The sequence below is a fragment of the Pseudomonas sp. CF161 genome, from assembly GCF_000416215.1.
Classification (GTDB): Bacteria; Pseudomonadota; Gammaproteobacteria; order Pseudomonadales; family Pseudomonadaceae; genus Aquipseudomonas.
The window spans coordinates 57,927-73,392 of sequence record NZ_ATLP01000030.1 but is presented as its reverse complement, the minus strand read 5'-3'; the positions used below and the strand labels follow the sequence as shown (position 1 = coordinate 73,392).

General features: G+C 64.3%; 15 protein-coding genes. 3 read left to right on the top strand and 12 right to left on the bottom strand.

The genetic code is table 11. From position 1 onward, the window contains the following. The first annotated feature begins 45 nt into the window (after nt 1-45). Complete coding sequence (locus tag CF161_RS00840) at nt 46-1,191, top strand: glycerate kinase (RefSeq protein WP_020294637.1); 1,146 nt, start codon at nt 46-48, stop codon at nt 1,189-1,191. Nucleotides 1,192-1,286: 95 nt separating this feature from the next. On the opposite strand, the gene hpaI is transcribed toward CF161_RS00840, so the two are convergent. From hpaI to CF161_RS00800, 8 genes are all read right to left on the bottom strand, one after another. After that, nucleotides 1,287-2,087 (bottom strand): 4-hydroxy-2-oxoheptanedioate aldolase, encoded by an 801-nt coding sequence (gene hpaI, locus CF161_RS00835; protein ID WP_020294636.1) that lies wholly within the window; start codon nt 2,085-2,087, stop codon nt 1,287-1,289. Nucleotides 2,088-2,097: 10 nt separating this feature from the next. After that, nucleotides 2,098-2,901, bottom strand: a complete 804-nt coding sequence (hpaH, locus tag CF161_RS00830) for a 2-oxo-hept-4-ene-1,7-dioate hydratase (protein WP_020294635.1) — start codon at nt 2,899-2,901, stop codon at nt 2,098-2,100. Nucleotides 2,902-2,903: 2 nt separating this feature from the next. After that, on the bottom strand, nt 2,904-4,211 hold the full coding sequence (locus tag CF161_RS00825) for an MFS transporter (RefSeq protein ID WP_020294634.1): 1,308 nt from the start codon (nt 4,209-4,211) through the stop codon (nt 2,904-2,906). Between the two features lie 157 nt (nt 4,212-4,368). Then, nucleotides 4,369-4,758, bottom strand: a complete 390-nt coding sequence (locus CF161_RS00820) for a 5-carboxymethyl-2-hydroxymuconate Delta-isomerase (protein WP_020294633.1) — start codon at nt 4,756-4,758, stop codon at nt 4,369-4,371. Between the two features lie 87 nt (nt 4,759-4,845). Further along, nucleotides 4,846-5,703 carry a 3,4-dihydroxyphenylacetate 2,3-dioxygenase gene (gene hpaD, locus CF161_RS00815; RefSeq protein ID WP_020294632.1) on the bottom strand — a complete coding sequence of 286 codons (858 nt, stop codon included), beginning with the start codon at nt 5,701-5,703 and terminating at the stop codon, nt 4,846-4,848. A gap of 91 nt (nt 5,704-5,794) precedes the next feature. Beyond that, complete coding sequence (gene hpaE, locus CF161_RS00810; protein WP_020294631.1) at nt 5,795-7,255, bottom strand: 5-carboxymethyl-2-hydroxymuconate semialdehyde dehydrogenase; 1,461 nt, start codon at nt 7,253-7,255, stop codon at nt 5,795-5,797. Next, a complete protein-coding gene (locus tag CF161_RS00805) occupies nt 7,256-8,056 on the bottom strand; it encodes a fumarylacetoacetate hydrolase family protein (RefSeq protein ID WP_020294630.1) in 801 nt (266 codons plus the stop codon). It lies immediately after the preceding gene. A 9-nt stretch (nt 8,057-8,065) separates the two neighbouring features. Continuing rightward, on the bottom strand, nt 8,066-8,725 hold the full coding sequence (locus CF161_RS00800) for a fumarylacetoacetate hydrolase family protein (protein WP_020294629.1): 660 nt from the start codon (nt 8,723-8,725) through the stop codon (nt 8,066-8,068). Nucleotides 8,726-8,921: 196 nt separating this feature from the next. On the opposite strand from CF161_RS00800, the gene hpaA reads away from it, so the two are divergent. Together hpaA and CF161_RS00790 are read left to right on the top strand one after the other, a co-directional pair. Continuing rightward, entirely contained in the window at nt 8,922-9,833 is a 912-nt protein-coding gene (gene hpaA, locus CF161_RS00795) for a 4-hydroxyphenylacetate catabolism regulatory protein HpaA (protein ID WP_020294628.1), read from the top strand. A gap of 71 nt (nt 9,834-9,904) precedes the next feature. Beyond that, nucleotides 9,905-10,966 (top strand): DUF1176 domain-containing protein, encoded by a 1,062-nt coding sequence (locus tag CF161_RS00790; protein ID WP_020294627.1) that lies wholly within the window; start codon nt 9,905-9,907, stop codon nt 10,964-10,966. A gap of 11 nt (nt 10,967-10,977) precedes the next feature. Here the strand turns inward: CF161_RS00790 and CF161_RS00785 are convergent, their stop codons facing one another. The 4 genes from CF161_RS00785 to CF161_RS00770 form a co-directional block, all read right to left on the bottom strand. Continuing rightward, on the bottom strand, nt 10,978-12,105 hold the full coding sequence (locus CF161_RS00785) for a class II histone deacetylase (RefSeq protein WP_020294626.1): 1,128 nt from the start codon (nt 12,103-12,105) through the stop codon (nt 10,978-10,980). 36 nt (nt 12,106-12,141) lie between these two features. Further along, nucleotides 12,142-13,317, bottom strand: a complete 1,176-nt coding sequence (locus CF161_RS00780; protein ID WP_020294625.1) for an MFS transporter — start codon at nt 13,315-13,317, stop codon at nt 12,142-12,144. Nucleotides 13,318-13,339: 22 nt separating this feature from the next. Next, nucleotides 13,340-14,215 carry a transporter gene (locus CF161_RS00775; RefSeq protein ID WP_020294624.1) on the bottom strand — a complete coding sequence of 292 codons (876 nt, stop codon included), beginning with the start codon at nt 14,213-14,215 and terminating at the stop codon, nt 13,340-13,342. A 138-nt stretch (nt 14,216-14,353) separates the two neighbouring features. Then, complete coding sequence (locus CF161_RS00770) at nt 14,354-15,331, bottom strand: helix-turn-helix transcriptional regulator (protein ID WP_020294623.1); 978 nt, start codon at nt 15,329-15,331, stop codon at nt 14,354-14,356. Nucleotides 15,332-15,466: the final 135 nt, after the last annotated feature.

Below are 15,466 nucleotides of genomic sequence, written 5' to 3'. Positions count from 1 at the left end.
GGCGCCAAGTGGCAGCATGGGCCGCATAAGAACTGGAGATAGCCTATGAAAATCATCATCGCCCCCGACTCGTTCAAGGATAGCCTGAGTGCCGAAGGGGTCGCCGCGGCCATTGCCGAGGGCCTGGCCCGGGTCTGGCCCGAGGCGCAGTTGCTGCTGTGCCCGATGGCCGATGGCGGTGAGGGCACGGTGGAGTCGGTTCTGGCCGCCTGTGAGGGCGAATTGCGCACCACTGCGGTGCAGGGGCCGCTGGGGACTTCGGTTGAGGCGCATTGGGGTTGGCTGGCGGCAAGCCACACGGCCATCATCGAAATGGCCGAGGCCAGCGGTCTGCAGTTGGTTCCTGTAGGCCAGCGAGATGCGTGCACCAGCAGCACGTTCGGCACCGGCGAGTTGATCCTGGCCGCGCTGGATGCCGGTGCCCAGCGGATAATCCTGGCGATTGGCGGCAGCGCCACCAATGATGGCGGTGCCGGCGCCTTGCAGGCACTGGGCTTGAAGCTGCTCGACGACCAGGGCCAAACCCTGGCACGCGGCGGCCTGGCACTGGGCGCATTGGCCCGCATCGACCTCGAAGGCCTGGACCCACGTCTGGCCCAGGTCCGTTTTGAGATAGCCGCAGACGTGAACAACCCTCTGTGTGGCGAGCACGGTGCGTCGGCGATCTTCGGTCCGCAAAAAGGCGCTTCGCCGCAACAGGTGCAGCAACTGGATCGGGCCCTGGGGCATTTTGCCGATCACTGCGCGCACGTCTTGCCCCGGGATGTGCGGGACGAACCGGGCAGTGGCGCTGCCGGTGGCCTGGGGTTCGCGGCCAAGGCATTTCTTGATGCGCAGTTTCGTCCCGGGGTGGAGGTGGTAGCCGAGCTGGTAGGCCTGGAGCAGGCGGTGCGTGGCGCCGACCTGGTGATCACTGGCGAAGGCCGGTTCGATGCCCAGACCCTGCGCGGTAAAACGCCTTTCGGCGTAGCCCGGGTGGCCCGGCAGCATGGCGTGCCGGTGATTGTGCTCGCGGGCACCCTGGGCCAAGGGTATGAGCAGATGTACCAGCATGGCGTCGAGGCCGCGTTCGCCCTGGCTTCCGGGCCCATGACCCTGGAGCAGGCCTGCGCCGAGGCTCCACGGCTCTTGAGCGAGCGTGCCGAGGCGATTGCCCGGTTGTGGCGGCTGGCGGCGCAAAAGCTCAACTGAGCTGTCGATTGCGCTGAACCCGAGACGGCCTTTGCGGATTCAGCGTGGTTTGTCGAGTCAGCGCCCATCGCACCTGGCGGAGGGCGCCAGATGCCTCAGTAGACCCCACCGCCACCGGTCGGTGCGACATGGCCCTTGTATTGTCCGGCCAGGCTTTGCAGGCCTTTCATCAGGACAGTGGTGTCCACCCCGACCGCGACAAAGTGTGCCCCCAGCTCGATGTAACGTCGCGCCAGTACCGGGTCGGCACTGAGAATTCCCACCGCCTTGCCGGCCTGGCGAACCCGCCGGATTGCATCCTCTATCGCCGCAGCCACCTCGGGATGCCCCGGGTTGCCGCGATGGCCCATGGCGGCCGACAGGTCTGCCGGACCGATAAATAGCCCGTCGACGCCTTCCACGGCGGCAATCGCATCCAGGTTGGCCAGGCCTTCGAGGTTTTCGATCTGCACCAGCAGGCACATCTGTTCATCGGCCTGATCCAGGTAGCCGGGGATGCTGTTCCAGCGCGACGCCCGGGCCAAGGCGCTGCCGACACCGCGCACACCTTGCGGCGGATAGCGCATCGCACGCACCAGTTGCTGGGCCTGGGCGGCAGTCTCGACCATCGGCACCAGCAGCGTCTGGGCGCCGATATCGAGTAACTGCTTGATCAGCGCAGTGTCGCCAATCGGCGGGCGAATGATGGCTTGCGCCGGATAGGGCGCAATCGCCTGGAGCTGGGCGAGCAGGCTGCGCACGTCGTTGGGGGCGTGCTCGGCGTCGAGCAGCAGCCAGTCGAAACCGGCGTTGGCCGCCAGTTCGGCGCAGTAGGCATTGGCCAGGCCAAGCCACAGGCCAATCTGCGGCTCGGCGTGGAGCAGGCGTTGTTTGAAGCTGTTGACCGGCAATTGCATGGCAGCGTCCTCAGACAAAACGGCAGGCGATGGAGCCGAGTTGATCGTAGTCGACATGGAAGGTATCGCCGGGGCGCGCGGCCACCGGCCGGGTGAAAGAGCCGCCGAGGATGATCTGCCCGGCTTCAAGGCCAACGTCATAGGCCGCCAGTTTGTTGGCCAGCCAGGCCACGCCTTTGGCCGGATGGTTGAGCACCGCCGCCGAGACCCCGGACTCTTCGATCACCCCGTTGCGGTACAGCACCGCCGGCACCTTGCGCAGGTCAATATCGCCAGGCCGCACCGCGCGGCCGCCCATCACCACCCCGGCGTTGGCCGCATTGTCGGAAATGGTATCGAACACCTTGCGCGTGACCTGGGTCTGCGGGTCTAGCTGCTGGATTCGAGCGTCGATGATTTCGAGCGCCGGAATCACCCATTCAGTGGCATCGAGCACATCGAACAGGGTGCAATTGGGGCCCTTGAGGGGTTTGCCGAGAATAAACGCCAGCTCCACTTCGACCCGCGGCACGATAAAGCGCTCGAAGGGGATGTCGCTGCCTTCATCGAACAGCATGTCGTCGAGCAGCGCGCCGAAGTCCGGCTCGGTAATGTTCGACGACACCTGCATGGCACGCGAGGTCAGGCCGATCTTGTGCCCGACCAGCTTGCGACCGTCGCGGATCTTCTGCTCGACCCAGCAGCGCTGGATGGCGTAGGCGTCTTCAATGGTGATGCCGGGGAATTGCAGCGACAGTTGGCCGATCTGTTCCCGGCTGCGCTCGGCCGCGTCGAGGCGGGCGGCGGCCTGTTGGATGTCCGAGGTGCTGAGCATGATTATTTCTCTCGTGGATTGACAATAAGGGCGGGCACCCGCAGCACCAACCAGGCGCCGCAGGCGATCAGCAGGGCCAGGGCATACAGCGCCAGGCTGGCACTTTGGGTGGCATCGCGGACAACGCCGATCAGGTACGGCGCGAGGAACGAGGCAATGCTGCCGAACGAGCTGATCATCGCGATGCCGGCCGCCTGGGTGCTGCTGGCCAGAAAGGCCGGGGGTAGTTGCCAGAACATCGGCAGGGCAGCGCTGGCGCCCATGCCGGCGATCATCAGGCCGCCCATGACCAGCCAGGCGCTGTCCGGCGCGAGGCCCGTGAGGATCAAGCCCAGGCTCGACATCAGCAGCGGCACGCTGAGGTGCCAGCGGCGTTCGCGCAGGCGATCCGAGGAGCGCCCGATGCCAATCATGAACAGGCAGCCGGCCAGGTAGGGCAGGGCACTGAGCATGCCAACGCTGCTGTCGCGAGCGATGCCGGCCTGGTGGATCAGGGTCGGCATCCAGAAGGCGATGGTGTTCACCGCCAGCATCACCGCGAAGTAGATGCACACCAGCAGCCAGATGTATTTGTCCTTGAGGATCCCGCTGAAGCTGGTGATCGACTTGTGCTGTTCTTCCTGCTGGAGCGCCGCGTGCAATTGTTGCTTCTGTTGCGGGCTGAGCCAGCTGACCTGATCGATGCTTTCCGGCAGGGCCTTGAGTACCACCAAGCCGAGAAACACCACTGGCAGGCCTTCGATCAGGAACATCCATTGCCAGCCCCGCAGGCCGCCGAAATCATGGAAACCTTCGAGAATCCAGCCTGATAAGGGTCCGCCGATGACCCCGGCCATGGGCACGGCAATGGCGAACAGGGCCGTCACCTGTCCACGCTTACCGGCCGGAAACCAGCGGTTGAGCAAGACCAGGATGCCCGGGAAGAAGCCGGCCTCGGCGACCCCCAGTAGAAAGCGCAGGACATAGAAGCCGAGCGCGCTGTCGATCAACAGCATGCCGGCCGACAGCAGGCCCCAGACCACCATCAGGGTGGCGATCCAGCGCCGTGGGCCGACCCGATCCAGGGCCAGGTTGCTCGGCACGCCAAATAACGCGTAGGCAATGAAAAACAGCCCGGCGCCAAAGCCGTAGACGCTGTCGCTGAACCCCAGGTCCTGGGTCATCTGCAGCTTGGCGAAGCCGATATTGATGCGGTCCAGGTGGGCGAAGATGTAACAGGTAAACAGCAGCGGCATCAGGCGCCAGGTGATCTGGCGGTAGGTGTCGTTGACTGCTGTGGCGGTGTTCATGGCAAGTGTCGAGCCGGGCATTGGAGTGATCTCCTTATTGTTATTTTGCTTAAAGCCGGGACAAAGGCTCCCCATACCCACGGCGAGAAGGCCGCGGGCGTCTAGCTATTGCGCGACAGGTTCAGGCCCGCTGGATGAACATCCGGGGCACCGTCTGCGGTTTGGCCAGGGAGCGCTGTCAGGCCTGGTTCTTGAGAAACTCGTGCACGTTGTTGTGCTTGAAGTTGAGCTCGGCATCCAGCTCGGTCATCTCGAACGACAACGCCAACAGACGCTGTGCCTGGAGCTTCGCGAAGTGCTCCTTGATGATCTCGAACAGCTCCTCGGCCACCTGGCGTCGGGTGGCCAGGTCACGCCCGGCGCCGACTTGCAGGCGCATATGGACAAAGGCGTAGTCGTGCTTGCCATCGGCCATGCGCCAGGTGTCCAGGCGCACGCCACGGCTGCGGATACCGCCCAGGGGAAACACGCCACTGGCGCCCAGGTAGTGATGGACCTTCTCGAACAGGGCCGGCAAGTCGGCGGCTTGTTCGATGTTGTCGGTGTATTCAGCAACGAAATGCGGCATGGAGCCTCCTTTGGAGGCAGCTGCAAGCTTGAAGCTGCAAGCGGCAGGCGTTTTCCTGCGGCTTGCAGCCTGGGGCTTGGCGCTGCTTCAAACCTCGAAAATAGCGTTGATCTGGCCGGTGCCGGAGCTGCCGAATGGCGGGGTGATGATCTGCGCCGGTTTGTTGTATTCGGGCCCGCCCAGCAGGCCAAGCAACATCGCGGTGTCGTGCATCTTGCCTTCGCCATAACAGTGTTCGGCGTAGTCCGGCAGCATCGCGCAGAACTCGCGAAAGCGCCCTTGCTGCCACAGCTCGACCACGCGCATGTCCACCTGTTTGTCGAACTCCCGGGTCCAGCTATGGATATTGGCTTCGGCCACCCGGTCGTCTGAAAAGCGGTGGGACAGCGAGCCCGAGGCCAGCACCAGCACCTTGCGATCGCTCTTCTCGATGGCGCGACGCACAGCGGCGCCGAAGGTGAAGCTGTCCTGCAGGGTGTGCCAGGCGCACCAGGCGGCAATCGACACCACTTTGAAGTGCTGCTCCGGCGGCACGTCCATGTGCATGTAGCGCATCGGCACCAGGGTGCCGTACTCCAGCTCCAGGCTGGGAATGTTGTGGGCCAGGGTGCGTACATCGGCGGCCACGGCTTCGGCCGCGATCAACTCGCCGAGCTCGGTGCAACCCTGGTAGTCATAGGTCATGTTCTTGATGAAATGCGGCAGCTCGTTGCTGGTGTAGGTGCCCTGGAAATGCTCACCGCAATTGACGTGGTAACCGCTGTTGACCAGCCAGTGCACGTCGAACACCACCGCGGTATCGGCCCCCAGCTCCCGTGCGCGGCGAGCGATTTCCTTGTGCCCGGCAATCGCCGCTTCGCGGCAACCGTGGTGCTTGCCCGGCAGTTCGGACAGGTACATCGATGGAACGTGACAGACCTTGGCGGCTAGAACGACTTCGCCCATGGTGCTTCTCCTGAAACATCTTATTGTTCGACCTGTAGCCGGAGCCCCTGGCGGCGCGTGGGCATGCAGCGGCTACAGACTGTGCAAAACCTTACACGCCCCAGCGCGGGATGTGGTGGCTGCCCATGGAGAGGCAGACGTTCTTGATCTCGGCAAAGACTTCGAAGCTGTACTCACCGCCCTCACGGCCGGTGCCTGAGCCCTTGATGCCGCCGAATGGCTGGCGCAGGTCGCGCACGTTCTGGCTGTTGATGAACACCATGCCGGCCTCGATGCCACGGGCCAGGCGGTGGGCCTTGCCGATGTCCTGGGTCCAGATGTAGGACGCCAGGCCGTATTCGGTATCGTTGGCCAGTTGCAGCGCCTCGGCTTCGTCCTTGAATGGGATCAGGCACACCACCGGGCCGAAGATTTCCTCCTGGGCGATGCGCATCTTGTTATTGACGTCGGCAAACACCGTCGGCTGGATAAACTGGCCGCGGCTCAGGTGCGCCGGCAGGTTGGCCGGGCGTTCCAGGCCGCCAGCGAGGAGGGTGGCGCCTTCTTCGAGACCGATCTTGATGTAGCCGGTGACCTTGTCGTAGTGGGCCTGGGTGATCATCGAGCCGACCTGGGTCTTGGGGTCTTGCGGGTCGCCGACGATCAGGCGCTTGGCGCGGGCGGCGAACTCCTTGATGAACTCGGGGTAGACGCTTTCCTGGATGAACACCCGGCTCCCGGCGGTGCAACGCTCGCCGTTGAGGGAAAAAATGGTGAACAGCGCAGCGTCCAGCGCACGCTCAAGATCGGCGTCTTCAAAAATCAGCACCGGCGACTTGCCGCCCAGCTCCATGGAGTACTTTTTCAGCCCGGCGGTCTGCATGATCTTCTTGCCGGTGGCGGTGCCGCCGGTGAAGGAAATGGCCCGCACGTCCGGGTGGCGAACCAGGGCGTCGCCAGCGGTGGCGCCATAACCCTGGACAATGTTCAGTACCCCGGCCGGGATACCCGCCTCATGGGCCAGGCGCCCCAGCTCATTGGCCGTCAGCGGCGACAACTCCGACATCTTCAGCACCGCAGTATTGCCCAGTGCCAGGCACGGTGCGGTCTTCCAGGTGGCGGTCATGAACGGTACGTTCCACGGCGACACCAGGGCGCATACGCCCACCGGCTGGTACAGGGTGTAGTTGAGCATCTGGTCATCGACCGGATAACTGTGACCGTCCATGCGGGTGCAGACTTCGGCAAAGAAGTCGAAGTTGTGGGAGGCGCGGGGGATCAGCACGTTTTTGGTCTGGTGAATCGGCAAGCCGGTGTCGAGGGTTTCCAGTTCTGCCAGGTGCGGCACGTTCTGCTCGATCAGTTCGCCGAGCTTGCGCATCAGCCGCGCACGCTCCTTGGCCGGGGTGTTGGCCCATTTCGGAAAGGCTTCCTTGGCGGCCGCGACCGCCTGGGCCACTTCTTCGGCGCCGCCACTGGCGACTTCGCCGATGGCTTCACCGGTGGCAGGGTTGTAGTTGGTGAAGACGTCTTGGCTTTCGACCTCGCGGCCGTTGATCCAGTGTTTGATCATTTATGCATGCTCCTTGGCCGCGCGAGCCGGTTGATTGAGGGCAAGGCTGGCGAAAAAATCGGTTTCACTGACGATGCGGTTGACCAGGCGCCCAACGCCTTCGACTTCCACCACCACTTCATCGCCGGGCACCACGTCGGACAGGCCTTCGGGGGTGCCGGTGGCGATCATGTCGCCGGGCTGCAGGGTCATGAAGCTGGAGAGGTACTCGATCAGGTAAGGGATGTCGAAAATCATGTCGGCGGTGCTGCCTTCCTGGCGCAGCTCGCCATTGACCCAGGTCCGCAGCTTGAGGTTGGACGGGTCAGGCACGTCCGCCACATCGACGATCCACGGGCCGACCGGGGTGGTGGCATCGCGGTTTTTAACCCGCAGGTTGGGCCGGTAGTAGTTCTCGAGGTAATCGCGGATCGCGTAGTCGTTGCACACCGTGTAGCCCGCGAGATAGTCCAGGGCGTCCGCACGCTTGACGTTGCGCGCGGTCTTGCCGATGACCGCCACCAGCTCGCACTCGTAGTGCATGTAGGCGACGTTGTCCGGGCGCCAGGTCACCTGGTTGTGACCGGTGTAGGTCCCGGGTGACTTGATGAAGGCCAGGGGTTCGGTCGGCGGCTTGAATGCCAGTTCGGCGGCGTGGTCGGCGTAGTTCAGGCCCAGGGCAAACATGCTGCCGGTGGCCGGTGGTAGCCACTCCACCTGGTCTGCGGCGACCACCCGGCCATCGGCCAGGGTCAGAGAGTCGGTAGCAGTGACCACGGCCTGGTGGACCTGCCCCTGGAAACGGATGCGTGCGTGTTTCATGTCAGTTCCTTATTCGGCAACGATGGTGGTGGACAGCCGGCCCAGGCCGCTGATGTCCACCTCGACCCGGTCACCGGGCTGCACGTCGACGCGGCCTTCGGGGGTGCCGGTGATCAGCACGTCGCCCGCATGCAGGGTCATGAACTCGCTGAGTTCGACGATCAACTGCGGAATGCTGCGCACGAAGTTCGCGGTGCTGTTTTCCTGCACCAGTTCGCCGTTGACGAACAGCTTGAGGCTCAGGGCGTGGGGGTCGCCGACCTGATCGGCAGGCACCAGCTCCGGGCCGAGCGGGCAAAAACCGTCACGGCATTTAGCCTTGACGGCAGGGCGGTAGTAGCTGTCTTCCGGCAGGCTGAATTCATTGACGATGGTGTAGCCGGCCACGTGTTGCATGGCGTTTTCCAGGCTGACGCGGCTGGCGCTCGTGCCGATCACCACCCCGAGGGCCGGGCCCGGCTGCAGGCGTTCGACCCCCTTGGGGTACACCACCGGCTGGCCGTCGGCGTTGCGGGTATTGGGTGTCTTGATGAACAACACCGGCTTGACCGGTGGCTTCTGGTAGGGCGGCTGGGTGAAGGATTGCAGGTGTTCCTGCAGCAGGCCCTGGTAGTTCAGCGCCACGCCGAACAGGGTGCCACCGGCGAGGTCGTTCAGTGCACGACTCATTGTTGTTTTCTCCATGAGCGTCGCGGAAAGGGTGTCAGCCGCGAGTCGATTCGTTAATGTGTTAACGTTATATTTAATATGTTAACGATCGTCAAGCGTCGTCCATGGCCCGGGTGTCCGGTACTGGTGAACAGGCCATGAATCACGCAGGATGTGGACGCGTCGAAGGTCAGAAAATAAAAATGAGAAGCCGCTCATGAGCGATCGCCAGCCGATTCCCAACATCAATATCGGGCAGGTCTACGACCAGCGTTATGCCGACTCCCAGGTGCACTACGACAAGCTGAGCAACCTCGCCGGTTTTTTCGGCCGCAATATGCGGGTGCACCGTCATGACCGGTTTTTCCAGGTGCACTACGTGCAAAGTGGCGCGGTGCGGGTCTACCTCGACGACCAGCAGTACCTGGAGTCGGGGCCGATGTTCTTCATCACGCCGCCGACTGTTCCCCATTCCTTCGTGACCGAAGCCGACAGCGAAGGCCATGTGCTGACGGTGCGCCAGCAGTTGGTCTGGGAACTGATCGAGGCTGACCGCAGCCTGGCGCCGGCCCCGCAGATACCGCCGGCCTGTGTGGCACTGGCACGCCTGGGCCCGGAATTCGGCGCCGAGGCGCGACGCCTGTCCCTGCTATTCGAGGAACTGCAACGCGAGGCCGCCGAGCAGGCACCGGGGCGCGAGCAGGCCCTGCTGGCCCTGACCCGGCTGATCCTCATCAGCCTGCTGAGGTTGTCCGCCAATTCCCTCGAGGCGCGTCCGGCGCGCCACGAAGACTTGCAGATCTTCCACCGCTTCAATGAGCTGATCGAGGCGCACTACCTGCAACATTGGCCGTTGTCGCGCTATGCCCGGCAGATCGGGGTCACCGAGGCGCGCCTGAATGATGTGTGCCGGCGTATCGCCGACTTGCCTTCCAAGCGCCTGGTGTACGAGCGCCTGATGCAAGAGGCCAAGCGTTTGCTGCTGTTTACCGCCAGTACCGTGAATGAAATCTGCTACCAGCTGGGGTTCAAGGACCCGGCCTATTTCAGTCGTTTTTTCCAGCGCAATGCCAAGCTCGCCCCGGGGGAATATCGTCTGCGCCAGGACCGTGCCGAGCGTTCGGCCTAGCGCGTGCGGGGCTGTTGGTGCGACGCCGGGCGTGGGAGAATCCGCGCCTTTTCTCGACAAGGAGCGTCGCCATGCTGCGCCTCACGCTGATGACCCTGATGTTGTTCGGCAGCGTCGCCCAAGCCCGGGCGGCAGCGGAGGAGGTGCCGCTGCTGCGCCAGACCCGCGAGTGGCTCACCGCGTGCGACAACCTGCGCAACTGCCACGCCCTCAGCGCACCCAGCGGGCAGAATGGCTCGGAGTACAGCTCCCTGAGCTTGCACGTCACACGCCGCAGTGGGCCGCAAGCGTCGCTGCGGCTGCGCCTTGATCATCGCGGGCCGCCATTGGGCCGCTTTGAACTGTTGCTCGATGGCCAGCCCCTGAGCCTGGAGTTGCAGGCCGGGATGACGCTGGAGCTGGACGACCAGGGCACTGATGCCAACCTGCAAAGCTACGCCATGATCATGGAGGACGATGGGCGCAAATGGTTGCAGCAACTGCGCAACGCCCAGCGCTTGCAGATGGCCGGCGACCAGCAGGCCAGCGTGTCCCTGAGCGGCTTGTCGGCCGCCTTGCTGTTGATGGACTCGGTGCAGGGCCGGCTAGAGAGCGTGACCGCCCTGATGCGCCCGGGACCGCGCCCGGCCAATGAGCTGCCACCCCGCCAGTTGCCGCCAGCGCCGCGTGCTTATCCGGCGGCGCCGCCGGCATTGAGCGATCAGGAACGCGCACGCATCACCGCCGCGGTGCTCAAGGACCAGGCCGGCGCCATGGGCGAGGCCGATAAACCCCGGGTCGAGGTCTATCCGCTTACCGCAGAGCGGGCGTTGACGGTGCTCTACAGCGCGTGCGCCGCCTATAACTGCGACTACCAGATCGGCAGTCGTTCCCGCAGCAACCCGGCCAAGGTCCAACCGCTGAAGCGCCAGCCGCCACCGTTCGAGGTGGAGGACTCCGGCGCGGTGTCCTACGACCCCGGAACCGGCCTCCTGCGCACGTTTTACAAGCTGCGCGGCATCGGTGACTGCGGCGACCGGAGCCAGTGGGCGTTCGACGGACAGGGTTTCCAGTTGACGGATTTTCGCCGCATGCCGCTGTGCAGTGGCCTGCGCAGCAGGGATTGGCCGGCACTGTGGAACAGCCGCGACTAGCCTCCTGCCCGCTATAGATGGGCCTGGTGCCGTTCCCAATCGGCGGCCTGGCGTTCGACCCACTGCTGCTGAAAGGCCAGGAATGCCGCAGTGGGTTGCTGCATTTGCACGAACTCCAGCATCGGATCGCTGACCGCCGTGCGGATGCCCGCCAGTTCCTCGATCACCGCCAGCCCGCAGAACGGCACGTAGGCTTCGGAGTAGCCACCCTCGTGGACCAGCACCAGCCGGCCCTGGCACAGGTGTTCGGCAGTCTGGCGCAGCAGGCGGGTCATGCTGCGGAACGAATCACTGTGCAACAGCATGCGCGCCAGGGGGTCGACGGCGTTGGCGTCATAACCGCAGGCAACGATGATCAGCTCCGGTTCGAAGCGCTCCAGTGCCGGGATGACCAGGCGCTGCATGGCCTGAAGATAGGCCTGGTGCCCGCTGCCCGGTGGCAGGGGAATATTGAGGTTGGCGCCGAGCCCGGGCCCACGGCCGCGATCTTCTTCACCGCTGTAGCCGGGCGGGAAGCATCCGTCCTGGTGCAGCGATATGGTCAGCACGTCGCCGCGTGCTTCGAAAATCGACTGGGTGCCGTTGCCGTGGTGCACATCCCAGTCGATCACCGCGACTTTGCCCAGCCCGCGCCGAGCCTTGGCGGCTTCGATGGCGATGGCGATATTGGCCAGAAAACAAAAGCCCATGGCGTCGTCCGCCAGGCAGTGGTGGCCCGGCGGCCGGGACAGCGAGTAGGCGTTGTCGGACTCGCCCGCCAGCACCCGGTCCACCGCCGCCATGGCCAGCCCGGCGGACAGTTTGGCGATCTCGTAGCTGCCAGGGCCGATGGGCGCCTGGGGCCCGAGTTCGCCGCCCCCAGCATCACTTAGCGCCTTGAAGCGTTGCAGGTAGCCCGGGGTGTGCACCCGCAGCAAATCCTCCTCGCTGGCGGGGTTGGCGCTCTGGACATGCAACTGACGGGTCAGCCCGGACACATCCAGCAGGCTTTTCAGTCGGCGTTTGGTTTCCGGTGATTCGGCGTGGCCGGCGGCGGCCGGCGGTTGCACCCAGCCGCCGACCGGCAAGGTCAAGGCGTGCGGCCCGGCGCTGTGCCAAAGGCTGAGTTCATCGAAGAAGAAAGCAGTTTTACGGGTCATTGACGCAGTGCTCCAGTGGAGGAAAGGAAGCATGGGTTATGCCTGGGCGGTTGTTTTCATGCGGCAAGCCAGCATCAGCCCCAGGGACAGCAAGGTGATGCAGGCTCCGCCCATCAGCAGGGGAGAGAAACTTGCGCTGTTTTCGATCAGGCGCCCGGCGATGGCCGGACCTATGGCCAGGCCGCCGCCGATTACCAGGTTCGAGGCGTTCATCAGTTTTCCCGAACGGTCGAGGTCAGCCAGGCACGCCAGGATCAACGGCAGGATGAAGGTCCAGGTGAACTTGAACGCCAGCGCGGCCAGGGCAAAACGCGCCAGGGGTGGCTGGCCCAGAAGCAACAGCACCGAGCCGGCCATCAACCCGTACCCCAGCACCAGCAACAGCTGGCGCGGCAGACGAGTGCCGATCAACGAGGCGCAGCCGGCCCCGACGATGCCCATCAGGGTGGCGATGGCGAGGATTTCACCGCTGTGTTCCGCGCTGATCCCGGCCTTGGCGCCGATCGAGCCAATAAAGGTCCAGATCCCGCTGAGGCTGATGTAGAAACTGAGGATCCCGAGAATGCCCAGGGCTGCCTGCCAGGTTGAGCGCTGCGGGCCTTGCTCCCGGGCCGGGGCGGCGGGTGGCGCAGCCTGGGGGAAATAGCGCGCCAGGGGCAGGAACAGCGCCATCAGTGCGGCGAGGATCAGGTAGCACGCGGCCAGGCCGTAGTGCTCGAACAGCCGGGGCAGGATGCTCAAGCCCAGCGCGCCGACCACCAGTTGGCCCATCACCCACAGGCCATAGACGCGGCTGGGGTTGGCGCTGGAGGCCGCACTGGACAGGCAGATGATCATCAGCGAACCGCCGGCCAGGGCGCTGCAAAAACGCAGGGCCAGCAGCGCGCGGTAATCGGTGACGAGCATCGACAGCAGGTTGGCGGCAATAAACAGCATGCCGGCCAGCAGCGCGGCGCGGCGCCAGTCGAAACGCTTGAGCCACCACAGGGCGGGCAGGGTGGCCAGGCTCATGGCGCCCAGTTCGGTGGAAAACAGGTCGCCGATCTGCGTCGGGCTCAGCTGCCACTGGCTGGCCAGTTGCGCCGCGATCGCCGGCGCGGTCATGAGGATGGTCGGGACGATGGCGGCGAACAGCACGATCGCCGCCAACCGGGCCAGGGGCGAGACGCTCAAGCCCTGGTCGCTGTTCAAGGTGTGGCTGGGAGTGGTCATGGACAGGCTCCGGGGGTGCGCTTCAGAACACATGAACCAGGCGCAGCAAGGCGTCGGTCCCGTGGTAACCGTTATCGGTGGCAACGTTCTGCGACAGGCTGAACATCAGCTGGTTTTGCTTATCCAGCCAATGGCCGACCTCGAAGCCAACCTGGGTGTAGCGCTTGTGGGTGTCGTCGATGCGCTGGTCATTGATCCGCAGTTCACCACCGTCGGCGTGGATCAGCCGCAGCGCGCCATAGGTGCTCGGGGTGAAGTCATAGGACGCGAAGGCTTGCAGCCGGTAGAGCGGGTCCTGCTTGAGTGAGCTGCCAAAGTAGTCGTCATTCCTGGCGTATAGCTGGGCTTCGAGGTTGGCTTCCAGTACCCACTTTTCGCCGATGCCCTGTGTGTAGTTGTAAACAAAGGTCGCGCCCCAGCGGTTGGCCCCCGGCGACACATCGGGGTCCCGGCTGTGGTACTCGCCTAGGGGCAGGGTGATCAGGGTCAGCAGCCCGCTGTAGGTACGCGACGCCGGATCGTTGATGAAAAACAGGGTGCCGCCGACTTGTGGATCGCCGAAGCCGCTTTCGCCGCTGTGCTGGCTGGCACCGGGCAGGCGGGCGTTGATATCGGCAAAGGGCAGGATGAATTGCGGGGTGCACAAGGTGCCGCAGATGTCGCTGAAAAACACCTGGCGGTAGGCCATGGCATTGACCCGCAGTTCGGCCTTGCCGGTGCTGTCGGCCGGGCCGTGGAAGTCGTCGACGCGGGTGGCCGGCAAGTACAACACGCCCAGGGTGGTGCCCGCGGGGGCGCCAAAAAAATCCCGGGCGTTGAGGTCGGCGGCGCCGGCTTGCAGGCTCAACAGCCCCGTGGTCAAGGCCACGGCGATGGAGCAGGGGGTGAGTTTGTGCATGGGCGTTACGTCTCTGTTTTAGGTTGTTGTACGGCGAGCAGCTCGCCATGACGTGGCAGTGGGGGATAAAAAGCGGGCAAAAAGGTCCCGAGGCCGCCAGGACGGCAGCAAAAAATCAGTCCGGATCAGCGCTGGAGATCAGCTGGGAGGGGCGTGCAGTAACTGGGCGATGCGGGCCTTGTCCTTGACTCCGAGCTTGCTGTAGATGGCGCGGATATGGTGGCGCACGGTGTTGGGCGACATGCCCAGGTCCCGGGCCACTTCCTTGTAGGTCTTGCCGTCGCCGAAACATTGCGCGACGTCGTTTTCTCGCGGGCTCAACTGCGGCAGCACGCTGCGGTTGCGCGCCGCCAACAGATACAGGTCGCCCACGGCCGAGGCTTCGACCTGCAAATGCTTGCCTTCGAACCCGTCACCATCCAGGGCCACCGGCAACTGCGGGCCACTCCAGTGCGGCCACTCGCTGAGCAGCAGGTCGACAAATCCGCGTTCGGCGCAATGCAGGGTGCCGCGCTGGTCGCACACCGCCAGTGCCAGGTTGCGCGGCCGGGTGAGTTTTTCGCGCATGGCCACCAGGGTGCGGATCTGGTTGGCCGAGACCGCGGCCACCAGGTGCAGCATGATGTTGTTCAGCAAGTGACAGTCGTCCTTGCTAAAGCGCGGCGCACCGGGCTTGCGGTACAGCGCCAGGTGATCGCTGAGGTGGGTGTGGGGGTCGATGTAGACCACGCACATCAGCTCGCCGATGTCATAGGTCGTGCCAAGCCAGTTCAGGCCAGGGCCATTGGCCGGATGGCGCATGTCGATGATCACCGCCTGCCCGGGGGAGGCGTGCACGCGGCTCACGGTGACGTCGATATGGCGGATCGACTGCCAGTCCGGCAGGTAGCTGGGCGGCAGGTGATACAGGTAGGAACTGTGCTCCTCGGGCAGGCCGTCGATCAGCGCGGCGCGTCCCCACCAGGCGCTGTCAAAGGGCAGCACCTGGCTGATACGAGCCAGGGCATGGGGGTGCAGGGTTTCGATGTCCTGGTGCTGGGCCAGGCGTTGCAGTTCGAGTGTCAGCGCGCTGAAGGCTGCCAGCAGGCCGGCGTGTCCATGATCATGACCGCTCATTGGGGTGTACCTCTGTGCGACTTTCTTATTATTTTCGTCACGAAGTAGTGAAGGACCGGAACGTCGCGAAGACGTGGGCAGGGCCTGAAATCGAGTATCGGCGGGTTGCGGTAGCCTCGCCATCCTACAGATGCA

Coding starts and splice junctions, on each gene's coding strand:
- CF161_RS00840 (WP_020294637.1), top strand. CDS start 46: ATGAAAATCATCATCGCCCCCGACTCGTTCAAGGATAGCCTGAGTGCC.
- hpaI (WP_020294636.1), bottom strand. CDS start 2,087: ATGCAATTGCCGGTCAACAGCTTCAAACAACGCCTGCTCCACGCCGAG.
- hpaH (WP_020294635.1), bottom strand. CDS start 2,901: ATGCTCAGCACCTCGGACATCCAACAGGCCGCCGCCCGCCTCGACGCG.
- CF161_RS00825 (WP_020294634.1), bottom strand. CDS start 4,211: ATGCCCGGCTCGACACTTGCCATGAACACCGCCACAGCAGTCAACGAC.
- CF161_RS00820 (WP_020294633.1), bottom strand. CDS start 4,758: ATGCCGCATTTCGTTGCTGAATACACCGACAACATCGAACAAGCCGCC.
- hpaD (WP_020294632.1), bottom strand. CDS start 5,703: ATGGGCGAAGTCGTTCTAGCCGCCAAGGTCTGTCACGTTCCATCGATG.
- hpaE (WP_020294631.1), bottom strand. CDS start 7,255: ATGATCAAACACTGGATCAACGGCCGCGAGGTCGAAAGCCAAGACGTC.
- CF161_RS00805 (WP_020294630.1), bottom strand. CDS start 8,056: ATGAAACACGCACGCATCCGTTTCCAGGGGCAGGTCCACCAGGCCGTG.
- CF161_RS00800 (WP_020294629.1), bottom strand. CDS start 8,725: ATGAGTCGTGCACTGAACGACCTCGCCGGTGGCACCCTGTTCGGCGTG.
- hpaA (WP_020294628.1), top strand. CDS start 8,922: ATGAGCGATCGCCAGCCGATTCCCAACATCAATATCGGGCAGGTCTAC.
- CF161_RS00790 (WP_020294627.1), top strand. CDS start 9,905: ATGCTGCGCCTCACGCTGATGACCCTGATGTTGTTCGGCAGCGTCGCC.
- CF161_RS00785 (WP_020294626.1), bottom strand. CDS start 12,105: ATGACCCGTAAAACTGCTTTCTTCTTCGATGAACTCAGCCTTTGGCAC.
- CF161_RS00780 (WP_020294625.1), bottom strand. CDS start 13,317: ATGACCACTCCCAGCCACACCTTGAACAGCGACCAGGGCTTGAGCGTC.
- CF161_RS00775 (WP_020294624.1), bottom strand. CDS start 14,215: ATGCACAAACTCACCCCCTGCTCCATCGCCGTGGCCTTGACCACGGGG.
- CF161_RS00770 (WP_020294623.1), bottom strand. CDS start 15,331: ATGAGCGGTCATGATCATGGACACGCCGGCCTGCTGGCAGCCTTCAGC.